The sequence below is a fragment of the Rathayibacter sp. PhB127 genome (assembly GCF_003751665.1).
GTDB lineage: Bacteria > Actinomycetota > Actinomycetes > Actinomycetales > Microbacteriaceae > Rathayibacter > Rathayibacter festucae.
Map to the genome: position 1 here is coordinate 737,383 of NZ_RKHW01000002.1, position 19,699 is coordinate 757,081.

Consider the following 19,699-nt stretch of genomic DNA (forward strand, 5'->3'; position numbering starts at 1 on the left):
GCAGGCCGCTGCTGCGGTCGCCTCCCTCGACGGTAGAGGCGAGCCGCCTGGGAGTTCACGTGGTTGCGGCTGGACGCAGACGTGGTACAACCCGGGAGCGGGCGACCGCATGCTGGTCGAGGAGCCGCGGAGCGGCGTGTCGAGACCCGACGTCTGCAGAGCGGTGGATCTCGATACGCCCTCTGCGAGGGCTACTCGATCAGCATGGGTGGCCCGCTCCGCGGGCTACTCGATCAACATGGGGCGCGGGCCGCGACGCGGGCTGCTCGATCGGCATGGGCGCGGGTCAGTCGTCGGTGCCGGCGTAGCGGTAGGCGGTGAACGTCGGGGTGCCGGTCGTCGCGTAGAGGCCGAGGACGCGGCCGGTGAAGGAGGTGGCGGTCTCGGCGGTGAAGGAGCGGCCGTCGATGCGGGCGAGGGTGCGGGAGACGCCGCCGGCCTCCGCGCGGAGGACGAGGAAGTCGCTCGTCATCTGACCGGGACCGAAGCCGACGCCGCCGTCGCGCTCGGACTCGAGCATCAGCGTCACCGGCCCCTCGGGCAGCTCGGCGGTCCACTCCTGCTCGAAGGAGGGGATCACCGCGCGGGCGGTGATGCGCGTGCCGGAGCCGGTCGACTCCGCCTCGACCGACGCGAAGGTCGTCTCGTCGTAGCGGACGGCGAGCCCGCCGACGCCGGCCGAGACGTCGACGACGACCGAGGCCTGCATGGTCTGGGTGAGCTGGCGGCGGCCGACGAACGTGGGCTGCGGGTGGCGCAGGGTGCGCCCCTCCCCCGGCAGCGACAGCCGGCCGTCCGCCACGGTGGCGAGCGCGGTCGGGAGGCGGCGCACGCCGATCCAGCCCGCGTCGAGCGGACCGGTGAAGTCGACGTCGTCGCGCAGCGGACCGCGCGGCGCGAGCGCGACCGGCTCGGCGACCGGCCAGCCGTCGACCCAGGAGACGCGGGTGACGAAGGTCTCGCGGCCGAGCGCCGAGAAGGCGCGCGTCGCTCCGCGCGGGCGCACGCCGAGCAGCACGATCAGCGTCGAGCCGTCGGGGCCCTCCACCAGGTCGCCGTGGCCGATGTTCTGCACCGGGCGGGTGGTGCCGCGGGCGGTGAGGAACGGGTTGCCGGGCGCGGTCTCGAACGGGCCGGTCGGCGCGTCGCTCCGGGCGATCGAGACCCCGTGGCCGCGCTCCGTGCCGCCCTCGGCGATGAGGAGGTACCACTGCTCGCCGCGCCGGTACAGGTGCGGCGCCTCCGGGAAGCCGCCGCCGGTGCCCGACCAGAGCGAGCGCGGCTCCTCCAGGATGCGGCCGGCCGCGAGGTCGACCCGCACCTGCTGGATGCCGAGGTGCGCGCCGGCCTCCTCGCCGCTCAGGATCAGGCCGGAGTAGGTGACGTAGGCAGTGCCGTCCTCGTCCCAGGCGAGGTCCGGGTCGATGCCCTGGAGGGGGCCGCCGTCGGCGTCGGTCAGGACGGTGCCGTCGCTCCACTCGCCGGCCGGGTCCGCCGCGGTGAAGACGACGGTGCCGACGCCCGCGGGGACCGAGACGATCACGTGGAAGAGGCCGTCGTGGTGGCGGATGGTCGGCGCCCAGACGCCGAGGCCGGTGGGCACCTCCTCCACACCGATCTGCTCGGCGCGGGTCGCGACGTTGCCGACGCGCTCCCAGGTCTCGAAGTCGGTGCTGCGGTACACGGGGATGCCGGGCAGGTACTCGAACGTCGAGGTGACCAGGTAGTAGACACCGTCGACGCGGACGACGCTGGGGTCGGGGTTGAAGCCGGGGATCAGCGGGTTCGGGAACGGCGCGCCGACCCCGCCCTGCGCGACTCCGCCCGGCACGACGCCGCCGCTCACGCGCGCAGCTCCAGCTCGGTCACCAGCGGGACGTCCTCGAGGGAGGTGCCGAGGCGGATCGTGAACGCTCCGGCCTCGTACTCCCAGCCGTCGTTCCAGGTGGCGAGCAGGCGGGTCGGCACGGTCACGGCGATCTGCGCGCTCGCGCCCGCCTCCAGCGTCGCGCTCTCGAAGCCGACCAGCCAGCGCACCGGGCGCTCGACGGCGGAGTCGCGGCGCTCGGCGTAGGCCTGCAGCACGACCTTGCCGGCGCGCTCGCCGGTGTTGACGACGTCGACGAGGAGCGCGACGTCCTCGCCGCCGCGGACGGGCTCGGGGGTCGAGACCGAGACGAGCTCGAACGAGGTGTAGCCGAGGCCGTGGCCGAAGACGTAGGCCGGCTCGACCTCGCTGCGCAGCCAGGCGCGGTAGCCGATGTGGATGCCCTCGTCGTAGTGCAGCTCGCCGTCGGTGGGCAGCGTGGAGAGGACGGGGACGTCCTCGATCGCGACCGGCCAGGTGGTGGGCAGGCGTCCGCCGGGCTCGACGCGGCCGAGCAGGACGTCGGCGACCGCGTCGCCCATCTCCTGGCCGCCGAAGTAGCCGACCAGCACGGCCGCGACCTCGTCGCGCCACGGCAGCAGCACGGGGGCGCCGGCGTTGACGACCACGACGGTGCGCGGATTGACCGCGGCCACGGCGCGCACGAGCGCGTCCTGCTGGCCGGGCAGGTCGAGCGAGCTGCGGTCGTAGCCCTCGGACTCGACCGCGGAGTTGGTGCCGACGACCACGAGGGCGACGTCGGCGTCGCGGGCGAGCGCCACCGCCTCCGCGATCAGCTCGTCGGCGGGGGTGGCGTCGGGCTCGAGGCCGTAGGTGAAGCCGAGCGCGCCCTCGAGGTCGCCCTCGGCGTGCACGATGTCGTACTCGATCCGGATGTCGACGGGAGTGCCGGCGGTGACGGTCAGCGGCGCGGAGACCGACGGCGGCGCGAGCAGCGCGGCGCCGAGGTCGGAGCCGACGGCGGCGAGGGTCTCCTCGAGGAAGAGCGCGCCGTCGACGTAGACGCGGGCGGTGCCGGCGACGGCGAAGCCCAGGCGGACGGTCGCGTCGGCGGCGGGGGTGAGGATCGTCGAGAACTCGACGCGGGCCGAGGCGGCGATCGGGGCGGTGCCGCCGAACCAGACCAGCGAGGTGGCGCGGCGGTCCTCGACGAACAGCTCGGCGCCGTCCTCGGCGAGGAAGCGGACGCGCTGGCCGGGCTCGCCGGTGACCGGGTTGCTGATGGTGTCGAGGACCAGCGGGGCGACGCCGTCCTGCACGACCGCGCCGAGCGCGTAGTCGACGCGGGCGTGCGGCAGCGCGGCGCGGACGCCGTCGAGCGGAGTGACGACCTTCTCGGGCAGGACCGTCGCGGATCCGCCGCCCTGGGTGCGCGCCTCGCGGGCGTTGTGGCCGATGACGGCGACGGAGCTGAGCGCCGAGGCGTCCCAGGGCAGCTCGCCCTCGTTGCGCAGCAGCACGCTGCCGGCGGCGGCGGCCTCGCGGGCGAAGGCGCGGCCGTCCTCGACGAGCACCGGCTCGGCGACCGCGGGCGCGAAGCCCTCGAGTGCGCCGACGCGGGCGGCGAGGCGGAGGATGCGGCGGACCTTGCGGTCGACGACGGACTCCTCGATCGAGCCGTCCCGGACGGCGGCGACGAGCGCCGCTCCCCACGGGCCGTCGGGGCCGGGCATGACCAGGTCCTGCGCCGCGCGGGCGCTGTCGACGGTGCGGACCGCGGTCCAGTCGCTGATGACGACGCCGTCGAAGCCCCACTCGCTGTTCAGCGGCGTCTCCAGCAGGTCGCTCTCGGTGGCGGTGGTGCCGTTGATCGAGTTGTACGAGCTCATCACGAGCCAGGCGCGGGTCTCGACGATCGCGCGCTCGAAGGCGAGCAGGTAGAGCTCGCGGAGGGCGCGGTCGCCGACGCGGACGTCGACGGTGAAGCGGTCGGTCTCGGAGTCGTTGGCGATGTAGTGCTTGGGAGTGGCGCCGACGCCGTTCTCCTGCACGCCGGCCACGTAGGCGGCGGCGAGGTCGGCGGTGAGCACCGGGTCCTCGCTGAAGCCCTCGAAGTGGCGGCCGCCGAGCGGGGAGCGGTGCAGGTTGATGGTCGGGCCGAGGACGACGTCGACGTCCTTACGGCGCGCCTCGACCGCGGCAGCGGCGCCGTAGCGGCGGGCGATCGAGCGGTCCCAGGAGGAGGAGAGCGCGGTCGCGGAGGGCAGGTTGAGCGAGGGCGAGCGCTCGTCCCAGACCTCCCCGCGCACGCCCGAGGGGCCGTCGGAGACGAGCATGCGGCGCAGGCCGATCTTCTCGATCGGCCAGGTGGTCCAGAAGTCGCGGCCGGTGAGCAGCTGCACCTTCTCCTCGAGGTCGAGGCGCCCGATCAGCTCGGTGAGCAGGGCGTCGGCGTCGGGTCCCTCGGCCGGGATGCGGGGAGCAGTGGAAGTGTCGGTCACGGTGACTCTTTCTCTCTCGGGAGGCGACGTCGTCGTCCCTCAAAACCTAGCATTAGTGGGTTTCTGACGATGCACCCCGCCCCGGCCCCCTCCGCGAGATGCCTCTTCGGTACGCGACACGCCGAGTGAGGCGTACCGAAGAGGCATCTCGCGGAGAGGGGAGGGACGCGCGCGCGTCCGGGGGGCGGGCGTCAGGGGTGGGCGGCCACGAAGGCGCGGCGCTCCTCGCGGCGGGTGGCCTGGCGGACCGGGTCGGCGACCGGGGCGGCCAGGAAGAGGCGCTGGGTGTAGGCGTGCTCCGGGCGGGAGGTGACCTGGTCGCCGTCGCCCCACTCCACGATCTCGCCGTGGTACATCACGGCGACGCGGTGCGAGAGGTGCCGCACGACGGCGAGGTCGTGCGAGACGAAGAGGTACGCGACTCCGGTGCGCTCCTGGATCTCGGTGAAGAGGTCCAGGACGCGCGCCTGGGTGGAGAGGTCCAGCGCCGAGACGGGCTCGTCGCAGACGATCAGCCGCGGCTCGAGGGCGAGCGCCCGGGCGATCGCGATCCGCTGGCGCTGACCGCCGGAGAACTCGCGCGGCAGGCGGTCGGCCGCGGACTGCGGCAGCCCGACCTGGTCGAGCAGCTCGCGCACCCGCTTCGAGGCGACCTTGGCGTCGACCTTCCGCACGGTGAGCGGCTCCACCAGGATCTGCTCGATCGTCAGCGACGGGTTGAGCGAGGTGTACGGGTCCTGGAAGACGACCTGGATCTCGGAGGAGAGCCCGCGGCGCTGGCGCCGGTCGAGGTGCGCGATGTCGCGCCCGTTGTAGAGGATCTCGCCGCCGGTGACCGGGGCGAGCCCCAGCACCGCGCGGCCGAGCGTGGTCTTGCCCGAGCCGGACTCGCCGACCAGGCCGACCGTCTCGCCGGGGCGGATGTCGAGCGAGACGCCCTTCAGCGCCTGGAACGGCTTCGCGCGGAAGCCCTTGCCCGGGTACTCGACGACGACGTCCTTGACGTCCAGCAGCAGCTCGGAGGGTGCGGCGGGTGCGGCGCTCATCGGCTCGACTCCTTCACGGCGGTGGTGGCGACGAGCGGTCCGCGGGCGGGCCCCTCCTCGAGGATCGCGTCGAACAGGGCGCGGGTGTAGGGGTGACGCGGGTCGGCGAAGATCGAGCGCACGGGCCCGGTCTCGACGATCCGGCCGTCGCGCATGACCGAGACGCGGTCGCACAGGTCGGCGACGACGCCGAAGTTGTGCGTGACGAGGATCATGCCCATGTTCAGCTCCGACTGCAGCTCGCGGAGCAGATCGAGCACCTCGGCCTGCACCGTGACGTCGAGCGCGGTGGTCGGCTCGTCGGCGATCAGCAGGTCGGGGTCGCAGGAGACGGCGCCGGCGATCAGCACGCGCTGGGCCATGCCGCCCGAGACCTCGTGCGGGTAGGCGTCGAAGGTGCGCTGCGGGTTGGGGATGCCGACCCGGGCGAGCAGGCCGAGCGCCCGCTCCTTCGCCGCCGCCTTGGAGAGGCCGAGGCAGATCCGCATCGGCTGCACGAGCTGCGTGCCGATGGTGAAGGACGGGTCGAGGTTCGACATCGGCTCCTGCGGGATGTACGCGATGCGCTTGCCGCGGAGCTTCGTCATCTCCTTCTCCGACAGGTGCGCGAGGTCCTTGCCGTCGAAGACGATCGAGCCGCCGGTGATCCGGCCGCCCTCGGGCAGCAGGCGCAGCACCGACCAGGCGGTCTGCGTCTTGCCGGAGCCGGACTCGCCGATCAGGCCGTGGATCTCGCCGCGGCGGACCGCGAGCGAGACGTCGTGGACGACCGTCTTCACCGAGCCGTCGTTCTGGCCGTAGCCGACCGAGAGGTTCGTGACGCGGAGGATCTCCTCCGCACTGCGGGCGCCGGCCTCCTCCTCGTGCACGACGGTCTTCGGCGCCGCGGCGTCCTCGTCGAGCATGGTCTGGATGCCGATGGTGGAGAGGCTGGTCGGCACCGTCGCGGGCGCCGAGGCCGACTTGCGCTTCTTCGAGCGCTTGGCTCCAGAGGCGCTGCGCTCGAGCTCGTCGCGCATCGCGTTGCCCAGCAGGGTCAGCGCGATGGAGGTGAGCGCGATCGCGAGGCTCGGCCAGAGCATCAGGATCGGGGCGTTGAAGACGTTGGAGAAGCCGTCGTTGAGCATCGAGCCCCAGGTGGGGATCGACAGGTCGCCGAGGCCGAGGAACTCCAGTCCCGCCTGAATCGCGATCGCGATGCCGGCGACCAGCGAGGCCTGGATGATGACGGGAGCGCGGACGACGGTGAGGATGTGCCGGGCGATGATCCGGCCGTTGCTGAGTCCGGAGACCCGGGCCGCGTCGACGAAGAGCTCGCCGCGCACCGCGGTGACGGAGGCGTAGACCAGGCGGTGGAAGGCCGGCGAGAGCAGGACGCCGAAGATGGCCATCGAGAGCCACATCGACGGGCCGATGACGGCGCGGGCCGCCAGCAGGACGACGAAGCCGGGCAGCGCCATCACGAGGCCGGAGGTCCAGGCCGAGACGGAGTCGAACCAGCCGCCGAAGTAGCCGGCCAGCAGTCCGCTGGTGACGCCGATCACGACGGCGACGGCGAGCGCGACCAGGGCGCCGGCGAGGCTGAACTGCGTGCCGAAGAGCAGTCGCGAGAGGACGTCGCGGCCCGCGCTGTCGGCGCCGAGCAGGTGCGCGGCACCGGGCTCGGCGAGCACATCCTGCAGCGAGGCGCGGTTCGGGTCGGCCGGGGCGAGCAGCGGCGCGAAGATCCCGGAGAGGACGACGATCGCGAGGAAGACGAGCGAGACGAGCCCGACCGGGTTGTGCAGCAGGCGGCGGAAGAGGTGCGTGCGGGCGGCGCGCTCCTCCACTCCGACCGACGGGGTGCTGGCGGGCAGCGGAGTCGTGGCGGTCATGAGAGTCGCACCTTCGGGTTGAGCCAGCCCTGGAGCAGGTCGATGAGCAGGTTGACGATGACGACGATGATCGCGGTGACGAGCACGAGGCCCATCACCAGCGGGATGTCGCCCTGGGTGGTCGCGGTGACCGCGACCTGGCCGAGACCGGGGATCGCGAAGATCTGCTCGACGATGACGGCGCCGCCGAGGAGGCCGATGAACTGCACGGCGAGGACGGCGAGCGCGGGGCCGCCGGCGTTCCGCAGCACGTGCTGGAAGACGATCCGGTTGGCCGGCAGGCCGCGCGAGCGCAGGGTCCGGACGTAGTCCTGGCGGAGCGCGTCGATGACGGAGCCGCGGACCTGCTGGGCGACGCCGGCGATGCCGCCGATCGCGAGGGCGATGATCGGCAGGGTGACCGTGGCGATCCAGCCCGAGAACGAGTCGGTGAGGTTGACGTAGCCGGTGGGCTTGAACCAGCGGAGGTTGATCGCGAAGACCGTGACGAGGCCCAGCGCGATCAGGAAGCCGGGGATCGCGAAGCCGAGGATCGACACCAGCTGCACGAGCTTGTCGGCCCAGCCGCGGCGGACCGCGGCCCAGACGCCGAGCACGACCGCGACGATCGCGGAGATGATCGTGGCGCCGATGACCAGGGAGAGCGTGACGGTGACGCGGGTGGAGATGGCGGTGGTGACCGCCTGCCCGGTGAACCAGGAGCTGCCGAGGTCGCCGGTGACGGCGTGGCCGAGCCAGCCGAGGTACTGCGACCAGATCGGCTGGTCGAGGCCGAGCTGCGCGGCCCGCTGGGCGACCGCCTCCGGCGTCGCGTTCTGCCCGAGGATGCGGCGGGCGATGTCGCCGCCGCCGAGATAGAGGAGTGCGTAGGCGACGACGGAGATCAGCACCACGAGGATGATCCCCGAGACGACGCGTCGCAGGATGAACCTGGTCATCAGTGGTCCTTCGAACGGAGGAGGGCGCGGGCCTGATCAGCGGATCGGTGACGCGCGGAGAAGAGGGGGCGGAGGCCGGCCGTGAAGCCGGCCCCCGCCGATCCGGATCAGGCAGGGGTGCCGATCACGCGGGAGTGATATTCCAGAGGTACGGGTAGGCGTTGCCCGTCTGGGTCTCGACCTTGGTGTTCGCGTCGGTCACGAAGCTCGACTGCTGGCGGTACCAGGGGGCGAACCAGGCGTTCTCGACCGTGTAGGCGTTGACGGCCTGGACGGCGGCGCCGTAGCCGGACTCGTCCGCGGTGCGGACGGCCTCGATCAGCGTCTCGAGCTCGGGGTCGGCGTTCTTGAAGGGGTTGAAGATCGCGTTGGGGCTGAGCTCGAAGTTGATCAGGGCCCAGTCGGGGTCCTGCTGCAGCGTGAGCCAGGTCGCGGCGTACTTCGGGGCGAGGACGTCGGCGATGAAGTTGTTGCCGGCGTCCGTGTAGGTGACGGTGATGCCGACCTCGGAGAGCTGCTGCTGGATCAGCGTGAAGGTCGAGGAGCCGACGAGCGAGCTCGAGGGCATGTTCAGCTCGAAGCCGTCCGGGTAGCCGGCCTCGGTGAGCAGCTCCTTGGCCTTCTCGGGGTCGTAGGGGTAGTCGTCGTCGAGCGACTCGTCGTAGCCCTCCGAGGAGGTCGGGAAGATCTGCGTGGTCGGGGTGCCGTAGCCCTGGCCGATGGCCTTCAGCAGCGACTCCTTGTCGAACGCGTAGTTGATGGCCTGGCGGACGCGGACGTCCTTCAGGGCCGGCGCGATGGTGCCGTCGCGGTCGAGCAGCAGCAGACCGGTCCAGTTGAGCTCGAAGGCGTTGACGGTGAAGCCCGACGCCTCGATCTCCTTGAGGTCGTTGTTGTCGACCGTGTTGGCCGCGTTGACCTGACCGCCCTTGATCGCGTTCACCAGAGCGGTGGAGTCGCTGTAGACGTTGATGTTCAGGTTGTCGTAGTGGACCGAGTCCTCGTCCCAGTAGCCGTCGCGCTTGGTGAAGGCGTAGGAGGTGCCGATGACCGTCTTGGCCGCATCGAGCTCGTAGGGGCCGGAGCCGACCGGGACGGTCTGGATGTCGGCGGACTCGAAGGCGGAGGGCGCCTCGACGAGGCCGGCGTTCTGGGTCAGGTAGAAGAGGAACGTCGGGTTGGCCTGCTTGAGGGTCACCGTGACGGTCGAGGCGTCGGTCGCGACCGCGTCGGCGAGGTCGGCCATCTTGTTCGTGTCGGGCGAGTTGCCGTCGCGGAAGCGGATCAGGTTCTGCGCGACGGCGTCGGCGTCGAGCGTCGATCCGTCGGAGAAGGTCACGCCGTCGCGGATCTTCAGGGTGAGGACGGTGTTGTCCTCGTTGTAGGTCCACTCGGAGGCGAGGCCCTCGGTGATGGTGCCGTCGGGCTCGGCCCGGAGCACGCTGTCGTAGACGGCCTGCATGTAGGGCGACTCGTTGGCCCAGTACGAGTCCGCCGCGGCGAACGTCGACAGGGTCTGGATCGCACCCAGCGTGAGCGTCTCGCTCGAGCCGCCGGAGGCGCCTCCGCCGGAGTCGGCCGCGCAGCTGGTCAGGCCGACCATCGTGGTGACGGCGATCGCAGCGGCCGCCAGCCTCTTCCATCGGAACATCTTCGGTCTCCAGGTTCTCCCGGTTCTCCCATGAACCGGTGCCGAGGAAGCTAACACGAAAAACAGACGACCCCTAGGTTTTTGAGAGAAAAACTTCGGGCCGTTAGGTTTTCGTGATTCTCGTGACCGTTCACATCCGGGACCGCCTCCGGAACTGCGCTCTGACGGGGGCGTCTCCGAAAGCCGAATCCGCCCGGGGTTTTTGACTAAGAAACCTCAAAGGGTTAGGTTTCTCGCACCGGAGGCTCCGTGCCCCCTCGCAACGATGCGCCTGGAGGCACTTCATGGCACTCCCCACCTCTCCCCCGCGGCGACCGCGCGGGCAGTACGCCAAGACCGCCGCCCGGCGCGCCGAGATCGTGGCCGCGGGCCTGGAGGTCTTCTCCGCGAGCGGCTACCACGCCGCGTCGCTGCGCGAGATCGCCGAGAAGGTCGGGCTCAGCCAGGCCGGCGTGCTGCACCACTTCGCCAACAAGTGGGAGCTGCTCTCCGCGGTGCTCACCCTGCGCGACGACCACTCGATCGTCCGGGTGCCCAGCGGCGACGCCGTGCCCGGCATCGACACCGTCCGCGCGCTGATCGACCTGGTCGCCTACAACACCGAGATCCCCGGCCTCGTCGAGCTGCAGTGCGTGCTCTCGGCGGAGGCGACCCACGCCGACCACCCGGCGCACGAGTACTTCGCGAACCGCTACCGCTTCATCGTCGACCTGTTCACCGGCGCGTTCGGCGACATGCTGACCCGCGGGCAGCTCGTGCCGGGCGTGGATCCGCGCAGCGCCGCGATCCGCGTCATCGCGACCATGGACGGGCTGCAGGTGCAGTGGCTGCTGCAGCGCGACGCCCTCGACATGCAGGCCGAGTTCCGGCGCACCGTGCAGACCCTGACCACCGTGGAGGTGTGACCGTGGGCTTCTCCCGCGAATCGACCCTGGCCGCCGTCCTCGACCACGGGGAGGCGGGCGACGTCGTGCGCCGCTTCGTCCCGGGTGTCGTCAACTCGCCGCTGCTGGTGCAGCTGCGCTCCGCGCCCGTCGGGCTGGTCGTCGGGATGGATCCGCTGCTGAAGGCGGATCCCGAGCGCGAGGCCTCGTTCTGGGCAGCGCTCGACGCGGTCGACGACTCCGGGGTCGCGGCGCCGCGTCCGGAGCGGGTGGCCGTGCTGCCGCGCACGGACTACGAGGGCGAGGACGTGGCTGTCGCGTCCGCGGTGGTGCGACCGGTCGCTCCGGGCACCGTGTGGGCGCCGGCCGAGGTCGTCGTCGACGGGCCCTCGCACGGCAACCCGTTCGTGGACGTCGAGTTCTCGGCGGAGTTCTCGCTCGGCGGCGAGACGGTGCGGGCCGGCGGGTTCTACGACGGGGACGGGGTGTACCGGGTGCGGTTCCTGCCTCCTGCCGCCGGCGTCTGGAGCGTGTCCACCGCCTCCACCGCGCGCTCGCTCGACGGGCTCACCGCCTCCGTGACCGTGGAGGCCGCCCTGCCCGGCGCGCACGGGCCGGTCCGGGTCGCCGACACCTTCCACTTCGCGCACGAGGACGGCACCCGGCACCTGCCGCTCGGCACGACCGCCTACGCCTGGACGCACCAGACCGAGGCGCTGCAGGAGGCGACCCTCGCGACGCTCGCGGACGCGCCGTTCACCAAGGTGCGGCACTGCGTCTTCCCGAAGGCCTACCTGTACAACACGAACGAGCCGGAGCTGTACCCGTTCGAGCGCGACGGCGACGGCTGGGACCTCGATCGGCCCGTGCCCGCGTTCTTCCGCCGGCTGGAGGAGCGGGTCGCGGATCTCGACGCGCTCGGCATCCAGGCCGACGTGATCCTCTTCCACGCCTACGACCGCTGGGGCTTCTCGGACATGGGCCGCGCGGCCGACGACCTCGTCACGCGCTACGTGGTCCGGCGCCTGGCCGCCTCGCCGAACGTCTGGTGGTCGCTCGCCAACGAGTACGACCTGCTCTGGTCGAAGAGCGTCGACGACTGGGAGCGCCTCGCCGCGCTCGTCGTCGCCGAGGACCCGGTGGGCCACCTGCTCTCCATCCACAACTGCTTCGGCTTCTACGACTACTCGCGGCCGTGGATCACGCACGCGTCCGTGCAGCGGATCGACGTGTACCGGACCGCCGAGAACACCGACGCCTGGCGCGAGCAGTGGGGCAAGCCGGTCGTGATCGACGAGTGCGCCTACGAGGGCGACATCGACCAGGGCTGGGGCAACATCACCGGCGAGGAGATGGTCCGGCGGTTCTGGGAGGGAGCGGTCCGCGGCGGCTACGTCGGCCACGGCGAGACCTACCTCAACGACCGCGAGGAGCTCTGGTGGTCGAAGGGCGGCGAGCTCGTCGGCGACAGTCCGGCGCGCATCGCGTTCCTGCGGCGGATCACCGCCGAGATGCCGGACGGGCGGATCGACCCGCTGCCCTCCGACTGGGACGCGCCCTGGGGCGGGGGCGGCGGCGTGCAGCTCGTGTACTTCGGCTTCAACCGGCCGCGGTTCCGGCAGATCGTGCGGGACCCATCCGACTCCTGGATCGTCGACGTGATCGACACCTGGGGGATGACCGTGTCGCGGGTGCCGGGGGTGTTCTCCGGGTCGTTCCGGGTGGAGCTGCCGGCGCGGCAGTTCATGGCCGTGCGGCTGACGCGGGTGGTGTCGTGAGCGGGGGCGCTGGCGGCGCCGTCGGCGGGGTCGCGGGCGGGGTGCCGCCGCGGGTGCGGGTGATCTCGGACAACGACTACTCCGGCGACCCGGACGGGCTGGTGCAGCTCGCGCAGCACGCGCTGTCGGAGTCGGTCGAGCTGGCGCTGGTCGTCGGCTCGCGGCTGCGGCCGGGCGACCCGTTCGATCCCTCCGACCGGACCGCGGACAACGCGGCCGCGGCGGCGCGCGAGGTGCTCGCGCTCTGCGGGCGCCCGGACGTGCCGGTGGTGGCGGGGTCGAACGCTCCGGATGCCGATGTGTCGGAGGCGGCGCGTGCGATCGTGGCGGAGGCGCTGCGGGACGACCCGCGGCCGCTGTACCTCTGCGCGGGCGCCGGCCTGACGGAGGTGGCGGCTGCGCTGCGCCTCGAGCCGTCGATCGCCGCCAGGATGACCCTGGTCTGGATCGGCGGACCCGAGCACCCGGGCCTGGCCGTCCCTCCGCCCGGCGCGATGCTGATCGAGTACAACCTGCTGATCGACGTGCCCGCCGCCGCCGAGGTCTTCGCGTCCTCGCTGCCGATCGAGCAGTTCCCGCGCGACGCCTACCGGCAGCCGCTGGCCTCCGTCGCCGAGCTGCGCGTGCGGATGCGCACCGCCGGCGAGCTCGGCCGGCACCTCTTCGACGCCCTCGACGGCGTCTTCCGGATGGGCGCCGCGCACGGCCTCAGCTTCGGCGAGACCTACGCCCTCGGTGACAGCCCGCTCGTCCTCGCGACCGCCCTGCTCTCCGCCTTCGAGCCCGACGCCTCCTCCAGCCGCACGGCGCGCGTCCCCCGCCCCTCGATCACCCCCGACGGCCAGTACGGCCCCCGCACCGGCGACGGCCCGGACCTCCGCGTCTACACCCACCTCGACACCCGCCTCCTCCTCGAGGACCTCTACGCGAAGCTCGCCCTCCGCGCCCAGGACGCCTGACCGCGAACGCGTCGCCGCGAGCGGACGCGTACGGGGATCTGCGGAGGCACGTACCCCCGTTCCGCGTCCACTCGACGCACCCGAAGTCGCCGACTGGACACCTATCGGGTCCCGAGCGGCAGCTGGAGCCCGAAACGCGTCCACTCGTGGAACGCGCACCCACCCCTGCGGGTCGAGTAGCCGCGCAGCGGCACCCCATGCTGGTCGAGTAGCCGCGCAGCGGCGTATCGAGACCCACGCTCGCCGAGGCGCCGGACTCATGCCCCCGTCCCTGCCACGCCGGATCTCGATACGCCCTCTCCGAGGGCTACTCGATCAACATGAAGCACATGCTGGTCGAGTAGCCGCGCAGCGGCGTATCGAGACCCATGCCCGCCAGCGCGAAGGCGTAGGTCTCCGGCTGATCCGGCTCGCGGTTCGCCACTTTCTGCGGTTCTGAGCCTCTGGAACCAGCAGAAAGTGTCGAATCGCTACCAGCGGCGTCCGCGATCCGGCGCGAACGGTCGTGCGTCGGCGCGGAGGACGACCGTTCGTGACGGATGGGCGGGGGCCTCGCGGGTCAGTGCTGCGGGTCGCCGCCGAGCTGGCCGATGGGGGGCAGCGGGCCGCCGTCGTCGGCGCCGGTGCGGCGCCAGCGGGCGACGGCGTTGCCGAGGTGGTAGATCACGAGGGCCGCGGCCGCGCCGAGGACGATGCCGCCGAGCTCGAAGCCGCCGGAGCTGAAGGAGAAGCCGGCGATCGCGATGACGAGGGAGACGGCGGCCGTGTACTGGTTGACCGGGCGGGAGAAGTCGACGCGGTTGTCGATCCAGATCTTGATGCCGATCACGCCGATGAGGCCGTACAGCGCGGTGGTCGCACCGCCCAGGACGCCGGCGGGGATCGAGTTGAAGACGGCGCCGACCTTCGGCGAGAGGCTGAGCAGCACGGCGGTGACGCCGGCGACCCAGTAGGCGGCGGTGGAGTAGACGCGGGTCGCGGCCATCACGCCGATGTTCTCGCCGTAGGTGGTGGTGCCCGAGCCGCCGAACGCGCCGGAGACGGTGGTCGCGATGCCGTCCGCGATCAGGGCACGGCCGGTGTGCTGGTTGACCGAGGAGTCGGTCATCGTCGCGACGCCGCGCACGTGTCCGACGTTCTCGGCGATGAGCACGAGCACGACGGGCAGGAACATCGCGATGCCGGACCACGTGGATCCGGACGCGAAGTCGGGGAAGCTGAACGGCGGCAGGCCGACCCAGGCGGCGTCGGCGACGGCGGAGTAGTCGATCTCCTGGCGGATCAGCGCGACGACGTAGCCGATGACGACGCCGACGAAGATCGAGACGCGGCCGAGGAAGCCGCGGAAGAAGACGCTGCCGAGGATGATCGCGGCGAGCGTGACCGTCGCGGTGACCGGCGCCTGTTGGAAGCTCGACCAGGCGGTCGGGGCGAGGTTGAAGCCGATCAGCGCCACGATGGCGCCGGAGACGACCGGGGGCATCAGGCGGTCGATCCAGCCGAGGCCGGCGAACTGCACCACGAAGCCGACGAGCGCGAGCAGCACGCCGACGGCGACGACTCCGGCGAGCGCCGACCCCGTTCCGCCGACCGCCGTCGCCGCGGTGACCGGGGCGATGAAGGCGAAGCTCGAGCCGAGGTAGCTGGGCAGCTTGTTGCGGGTGATCAGGAGGAACAGCAGCGTGCCGACGCCCGAGAAGAGCAGGGTCGTGGCGACGGGGAAGCCGGTGAGCACGGGCACGAGGAAGGTCGCGCCGAACATGGCGACGACGTGCTGGATGCCGATCGCGACGGTCGCGGGCCAGTTGAGCCGCTCGGCGGGGCCGACGACGGCTCCGGGCGCGACGGTGCGGCCGTCGCCGTGCAGGGACCAGATGGGCATGGGGCTCCTCGGCGGAAGGGGGATGGGGGCGCTTCAGAGTAGCGAGGCGGCGGGCGGGCGGCGGCGGCGGCCGGCGGACCTCCGGCACGTGGAATCGGCTCCGGCACGCAGGAACCCCGCAGAACCACGAGCCGGAACCGGAACTGCGAGCCGAAGGTGGGCGGGGCGGCCGCTGGCGGACCTCCGGCTCGCGGAAACGGCTCCGGCACGCGGGAACCCCGCAGAACCACGAGCCGGAACCGGAATCGCGAGCCGGAGGTACTCGGCGTGGACGAAGGAGCACCCCCGGCACGCGGCAACGGCTCCGGCACGCAGGAATCCAGCAGAACCACGAGCCGAAGCCGGAACCGCGAGCCGAAGGTGGGCGGGGGGGCCGCTGGCGGACCCCCGGCACGCGGAATCGGCTTCGGCACGCGGGAACCCCGCAGAACCACGAGCCCGAACCGGAATCGCGAGCCGAATGCACTCGGCGCGGACGAAGGAGCACCCCCGGCACGCGGAAACCACTCCGGCACGCGGGAATCCGACAAAACCACGTGCCGGAGCCGGAACCGGAACCGCGAGCCTGAGGTGCTCGGCGCGGGCGGCGGCGCACCTCCGGCACGCGGAAACCACTCCGGCACGCGGGAACTCCGCAGAACCACGTGCCGGAGCCGGAACCGCGAGCCGGAGGTGCTCCGAGCGAGCGGCGCCGCCCTCGCCGTGACGCAGCCGGGAGCCGGGTCGGCGCGCCGGTGAAAGAACGGCGGGCGTGCCGGACAGGAGGGAGCATGAGGCACATGCCAGCTCCCCTCGCGGGTCCCGACCGCTTCGCCGCGCTCGCCGGCGTGGTCGCCGACCCCGTCCGCCGCTACCTCTGGCGCCGCACCGACGAGGCCACGGCCGACGACGTGCTCGCCGCCACCCTCGCCGTGCTCTGGCGCCGCGTCGCCGACGTGCCGGAGGACGACCCGATCGCCTGGTCGATCGGCGTCGCCCGGCTGCAGCTGCAGAACGCTCGCCGGATGCAGCGGCGCCAGGTCCTGCTCACGCACCGCATCGCCGTGGTCGACCCGCCGCAGGAGGTGCGCGACCCGGACGGCCCGTCCGCCACCGACGACGCCGTGCGCTTCGTGCTCTCGCGGTTGCGCGAGTCCGACGCCGAGCTGCTGCGGCTGTGGTCGTGGGAGGAGCTCGACGCCCGCGGGATCGGCGAGGTCCTCGGGATCACGCCGAACGCGGCGTCGATCCGGCTGCACCGCGCGCGCCAGCGCTTCGCGGAGCTCTACGAGAGCCGCGCCGCCCAGGACCCGACGACCTCAGAAGGAGGAGCACGATGACCGCGATCGAGGACTCGGAGCTGCGCCGGCTGGTGCGCTCGACCGACCCGGCGGAGGGGCTCGCCCCGCTCACCCGGGCGCAGCTCGCCGAGCACCGAGAGCGGGCGATGGGCGGGCAGGCGACGGGCGGGCCTGGCACCGAGCCCGACCCCCACGACTCCGACCCCGCCGCCGTCCGCCGCCGCCGCTCCCCCTGGCTGATCGTCGGGGTCGGCGCGCTCGCGGTCGGCGCCGCCGCGTCGCTCCTGCTCCCCTTCGCCCTCGGCGTCACCACCGGCGGGTCCGCCTCCGCGCTGCGGCTGCCCGCGACCGGCGGGCCGATGGACATGTGCGCCCCCGTCACCGCCGAGGCGCTCGCTCCGTCGCAGCTCGCCTTCCGCGCCGAGGTCGCCTCGATCGACGACGACACCGTCACCCTGCGCGTGATCGACCGGTTCGCCGGCGACGTCGGCGACGCGGTGACGGTGACCCAGGCGGCGGAGTCGGCCGTCGACGGCGCCCCGATCGTCTTCGAGCGCGGCGTCGACTACCTGATCGCCGCCGACGGCGACACGATCCTCACCTGCGGGCTGAGCGCGGCCGACTCCCCCGAGCTGACGAGCCTGTACCGGGAGGCGTTCGCGCAGCGGTAGTCGCGGACCTCAGGCGGTAGCCGCGGGCCTCAGGCGAAGAGCCCGAGCACCCACCCGAGCACCAGCGGGCCGAAGGCCACGGCGAGCACCCCGAGCCCCAGCACGAAGCCGACGAGGCTGACTCGTGCGCCGCGGAGCGTCTCGTCCGCGCGCAGCCGGTCGCGCGCGCCGAGCGCGAGCACGATCGCGACAACGGCGAGCGCCGACGCGAGCAGCGGGACGCCGACCAGCAGCGCGCCGAGCACCGCGACGCCCGCGCTCGCGAGCGCGCGGGAGTCGACCGGTCGCGGAGTCGTGCGCGTCTGCTCGGTCATCTCTCGAGCCTGACACAGAGCGGCGGACCGGGGCGAGCCCCCGCCCGGTCGCACGCGCACCCCCTCGGTGGCAAGGGGCTCTGCAAACGCCCGGAGCGCGGCGGAGGGTGGGAGCACCGACGATCCTTCTGGAGGCAATGGTGTTCTTCCACGTCCAGCGACTCATCACCGACATCGAGCAGGACGAGCCGGATCCGGCCGCCGCGAACGCGCTGCAGGAGGGCCTCGGCGGGCAGTTCGGCGAGATGCGCACGATGATGCAGCACCTCTTCCAGGCGATGAACTTCCGCGGCGACCTCTCGGCGAACGAGCAGGCCCCCGAGGGCGTGCCGTCGACGATCGCGCCGAAGCGCTTCGAGGAGTTCTCGCCCGGGCTGGACCCCGAGCTGCGGAAGCTCATCCAGACCACCGCCGAGATGGAGCTGGACGAGATCACCTCGTTCTACCGCCCGACCGCGAAGTAGTACGACCCCTCCGGTCCCGCGCGGTCGCTTCCGCGCGGGACCGGTCCGTACCCAGGAGACAGGCCCATGCCGACCTTCCGATTCCTCGAACCCCACCGCGTCGCGGGTGTCCCGCTGCGCGAGCTCATCGACGGACTCGCGCTGATCGGCGACGGCGACGTCCTGATCCGCAGCGTCACCCTCGCGCACCGCGAGATCTCGCCCGGCGCGCTCTTCGCCGCGCTGCCCGGCCGGCGCCGCCACGGGGCGGACTTCGCCGACGAGGCCGCCGCGGCCGGAGCGGTCGCCGTGCTCACCGACGAGGCCGGGCTCGCGACCGCGCGGGCGAGCGGCCTGCCGGTGCTGGTGTCCGCGGATCCCCGGGCCGACCTCGGCGCGATCGCCGCACGCGTCTACGCCACCGACCGCGACCGGCCGCAGCTGCTCGGCGTCACCGGCACCAACGGCAAGACCAGCACCGTGCACCTGCTCGACGCGGTGCTGCGCCGGCTCGGCGTGCCCTCCGGCCTCAGCTCGACCGCCGATCGCCGCAGCCGCGACACCGTCGTCGCCAGCCGCCTGACCTCGCCCGAAGCGCCCGAGCTGCATGCGCTCCTCGCCCGGATGCGCGAGGACGGCGTCGAGTCCGCCGCGATCGAGGTCAGCGCGCAGGCCCTCATCCGCTCGCGGGTCGACGGCCTCGTCTTCGACGTCGCGGGCTTCACCAACCTCAGCCACGACCACCTGGACGACTTCGGCGACCTCGGCAGCTACCTCCGGGCCAAGCAGCGGCTCTTCCGCCCCGACCGCAGCCGGCGCGGCGTCGTCGTGGTCGACACTCCGGAGGGACGGACGGTCGCCGCGGAGGCGGAGGTCCCGGTCGTCACCGTCGGCTCCACCGCGGAGGCTGACTGGCGCGTAAACGTCCTCGCGCTGAGCGCCGCGGCGACCCGCTTCCGACTGACCGCGCCCGACGGCTGGACCCTCACCACCTCCGTCCCGCTGATCGGCCGGCACATGGCCTCGAACGCGGCGCTGGCGCTGGTGATGCTCGTGACGGCCGGGCACGACCGCGACGCGCTCGCCCGGGCTGTCGCCGACGGCATCGACGTCGCCGTTCCCGGCCGCACCCTGCTCGTCTCCGGCGAGGCCGGGCCGCGCCTCTACGTCGACTTCTCGCACACCCCCGACTCCGTCGCCCGCACCGTCGACGCCCTCCGCGAGGTCACGCCGGGCCGGGTGCTGGTGATCCTCGGCGCGGACGGCGACCGCGACCCGAGCAAGCGCGCGCCGATGGGCCGCGCCGCCGCCGAGCGCGCGGACCTGCTGATCGTGACCGACCACCACCCGCGCTTCGAGGACCCGGCGCGGATCCGCCGCGCCCTGCTCGACGGCGCCCGCGACGGTCGCTGCGAAGTGCAGGAGATCGCCGAGCCCGCGCAGGCCGTGCGCGCCGCCGTCGGCCGGGCCGGGGCGGACGACTCGATCCTCTGGGTCGGCCCGGGCGACACCGACTACCGCGTGGTGCTGGATCAGGACCTGCCGTACTCGCCGCGCGCCGATGCGGCGCTCGCCCTGGCGGAGGCGGGCTGGGCGGTCTGAGCCGCCGCCTCCCGCGGCCCCGTGCTTGACTGGCCGGGTCGTCGCGAC

The 19,699-nt window shown here is 72.7% G+C and carries 14 protein-coding genes and 1 pseudogene; 7 read left to right on the top strand and 8 right to left on the bottom strand.

Annotated elements, in window-relative coordinates; translation table 11 throughout:
* Positions 1-286 precede the first annotated feature (286 nt).
* The 6 genes from EDF22_RS13760 to EDF22_RS13785 form a co-directional block, all read right to left on the bottom strand.
* Complete coding sequence (locus EDF22_RS13760) at positions 287-1,846, bottom strand: glycoside hydrolase family 43 protein (RefSeq protein WP_260303458.1); 1,560 nt, start codon at positions 1,844-1,846, stop codon at positions 287-289.
* Positions 1,843-4,329 carry a glycoside hydrolase family 3 protein gene (locus EDF22_RS13765; RefSeq protein ID WP_221180929.1) on the bottom strand — a complete coding sequence of 829 codons (2,487 nt, stop codon included), beginning with the start codon at positions 4,327-4,329 and terminating at the stop codon, positions 1,843-1,845. Before EDF22_RS13765 ends, EDF22_RS13760 begins: the two co-directional genes overlap by 4 nt.
* Positions 4,330-4,520: 191 nt before the next feature.
* Entirely contained in the window at positions 4,521-5,375 is an 855-nt protein-coding gene (locus tag EDF22_RS13770) for an ABC transporter ATP-binding protein (RefSeq protein ID WP_123705418.1), read from the bottom strand.
* Complete coding sequence (locus EDF22_RS13775) at positions 5,372-7,249, bottom strand: dipeptide/oligopeptide/nickel ABC transporter permease/ATP-binding protein (RefSeq protein WP_123705419.1); 1,878 nt, start codon at positions 7,247-7,249, stop codon at positions 5,372-5,374. Before EDF22_RS13775 ends, EDF22_RS13770 begins: the two co-directional genes overlap by 4 nt.
* A complete protein-coding gene (locus EDF22_RS13780; RefSeq protein ID WP_123705420.1) occupies positions 7,246-8,187 on the bottom strand; it encodes an ABC transporter permease in 942 nt (313 codons plus the stop codon). Before EDF22_RS13780 ends, EDF22_RS13775 begins: the two co-directional genes overlap by 4 nt.
* A 124-nt stretch (positions 8,188-8,311) precedes the next feature.
* A complete protein-coding gene (locus EDF22_RS13785) occupies positions 8,312-9,838 on the bottom strand; it encodes an ABC transporter substrate-binding protein (RefSeq protein ID WP_123705421.1) in 1,527 nt (508 codons plus the stop codon).
* A gap of 284 nt (positions 9,839-10,122) precedes the next feature.
* Here EDF22_RS13785 and EDF22_RS13790 point away from each other — a divergent pair, with 284 nt between their 5' ends.
* From EDF22_RS13790 to EDF22_RS13800, 3 genes are read left to right on the top strand one after another with little or no spacing between them, the layout of a single operon-like run.
* On the top strand, positions 10,123-10,743 hold the full coding sequence (locus tag EDF22_RS13790) for a TetR/AcrR family transcriptional regulator (RefSeq protein WP_123705422.1): 621 nt from the start codon (positions 10,123-10,125) through the stop codon (positions 10,741-10,743).
* 2 nt (positions 10,744-10,745) lie between these two features.
* A complete protein-coding gene (locus tag EDF22_RS13795; protein WP_185038931.1) occupies positions 10,746-12,500 on the top strand; it encodes a DUF5605 domain-containing protein in 1,755 nt (584 codons plus the stop codon).
* A complete protein-coding gene (locus EDF22_RS13800) occupies positions 12,497-13,459 on the top strand; it encodes a nucleoside hydrolase (RefSeq protein WP_221180930.1) in 963 nt (320 codons plus the stop codon). The genes EDF22_RS13795 and EDF22_RS13800 overlap by 4 nt, the downstream gene beginning before the upstream one ends.
* 559 nt (positions 13,460-14,018) lie before the next feature.
* Here EDF22_RS13800 and EDF22_RS13805 read toward each other — a convergent pair.
* Positions 14,019-15,341 carry a uracil-xanthine permease family protein gene (locus EDF22_RS13805; protein ID WP_123446681.1) on the bottom strand — a complete coding sequence of 441 codons (1,323 nt, stop codon included), beginning with the start codon at positions 15,339-15,341 and terminating at the stop codon, positions 14,019-14,021.
* Between the two features lie 779 nt (positions 15,342-16,120).
* On the opposite strand from EDF22_RS13805, the gene EDF22_RS13810 reads away from it, so the two are divergent.
* A complete protein-coding gene (locus EDF22_RS13810; protein ID WP_123446682.1) occupies positions 16,121-16,660 on the top strand; it encodes an RNA polymerase sigma factor in 540 nt (179 codons plus the stop codon).
* Positions 16,657-17,292, top strand: a complete 636-nt coding sequence (locus tag EDF22_RS13815; RefSeq protein WP_123705423.1) for a hypothetical protein — start codon at positions 16,657-16,659, stop codon at positions 17,290-17,292. The genes EDF22_RS13810 and EDF22_RS13815 overlap by 4 nt, the downstream gene beginning before the upstream one ends.
* Positions 17,293-17,321: 29 nt before the next feature.
* On the opposite strand, the gene EDF22_RS13820 is transcribed toward EDF22_RS13815, so the two are convergent.
* On the bottom strand, positions 17,322-17,606 hold the full coding sequence (locus EDF22_RS13820) for a hypothetical protein (protein WP_123705424.1): 285 nt from the start codon (positions 17,604-17,606) through the stop codon (positions 17,322-17,324).
* A 140-nt stretch (positions 17,607-17,746) separates the two neighbouring features.
* On the opposite strand from EDF22_RS13820, the pseudogene EDF22_RS13825 reads away from it, so the two are divergent.
* Both EDF22_RS13825 and EDF22_RS13830 read left to right on the top strand, forming a co-directional pair.
* Positions 17,747-17,899, top strand: a pseudogene (locus tag EDF22_RS13825) (manganese catalase family protein); the annotation flags it as partial.
* 237 nt (positions 17,900-18,136) lie between these two features.
* On the top strand, positions 18,137-19,651 hold the full coding sequence (locus EDF22_RS13830) for a Mur ligase family protein (protein WP_123705425.1): 1,515 nt from the start codon (positions 18,137-18,139) through the stop codon (positions 19,649-19,651).
* Positions 19,652-19,699 lie beyond the last annotated feature (48 nt).

Coding starts and splice junctions, on each gene's coding strand:
- EDF22_RS13830 (WP_123705425.1), top strand. CDS start 18,137: ATGCCGACCTTCCGATTCCTCGAACCCCACCGCGTCGCGGGTGTCCCG.
- EDF22_RS13815 (WP_123705423.1), top strand. CDS start 16,657: ATGACCGCGATCGAGGACTCGGAGCTGCGCCGGCTGGTGCGCTCGACC.
- EDF22_RS13780 (WP_123705420.1), bottom strand. CDS start 8,187: ATGACCAGGTTCATCCTGCGACGCGTCGTCTCGGGGATCATCCTCGTG.
- EDF22_RS13810 (WP_123446682.1), top strand. CDS start 16,121: ATGCCAGCTCCCCTCGCGGGTCCCGACCGCTTCGCCGCGCTCGCCGGC.
- EDF22_RS13770 (WP_123705418.1), bottom strand. CDS start 5,375: ATGAGCGCCGCACCCGCCGCACCCTCCGAGCTGCTGCTGGACGTCAAG.
- EDF22_RS13785 (WP_123705421.1), bottom strand. CDS start 9,838: ATGTTCCGATGGAAGAGGCTGGCGGCCGCTGCGATCGCCGTCACCACG.
- EDF22_RS13820 (WP_123705424.1), bottom strand. CDS start 17,606: ATGACCGAGCAGACGCGCACGACTCCGCGACCGGTCGACTCCCGCGCG.
- EDF22_RS13775 (WP_123705419.1), bottom strand. CDS start 7,249: ATGACCGCCACGACTCCGCTGCCCGCCAGCACCCCGTCGGTCGGAGTG.
- EDF22_RS13805 (WP_123446681.1), bottom strand. CDS start 15,341: ATGCCCATCTGGTCCCTGCACGGCGACGGCCGCACCGTCGCGCCCGGA.
- EDF22_RS13790 (WP_123705422.1), top strand. CDS start 10,123: ATGGCACTCCCCACCTCTCCCCCGCGGCGACCGCGCGGGCAGTACGCC.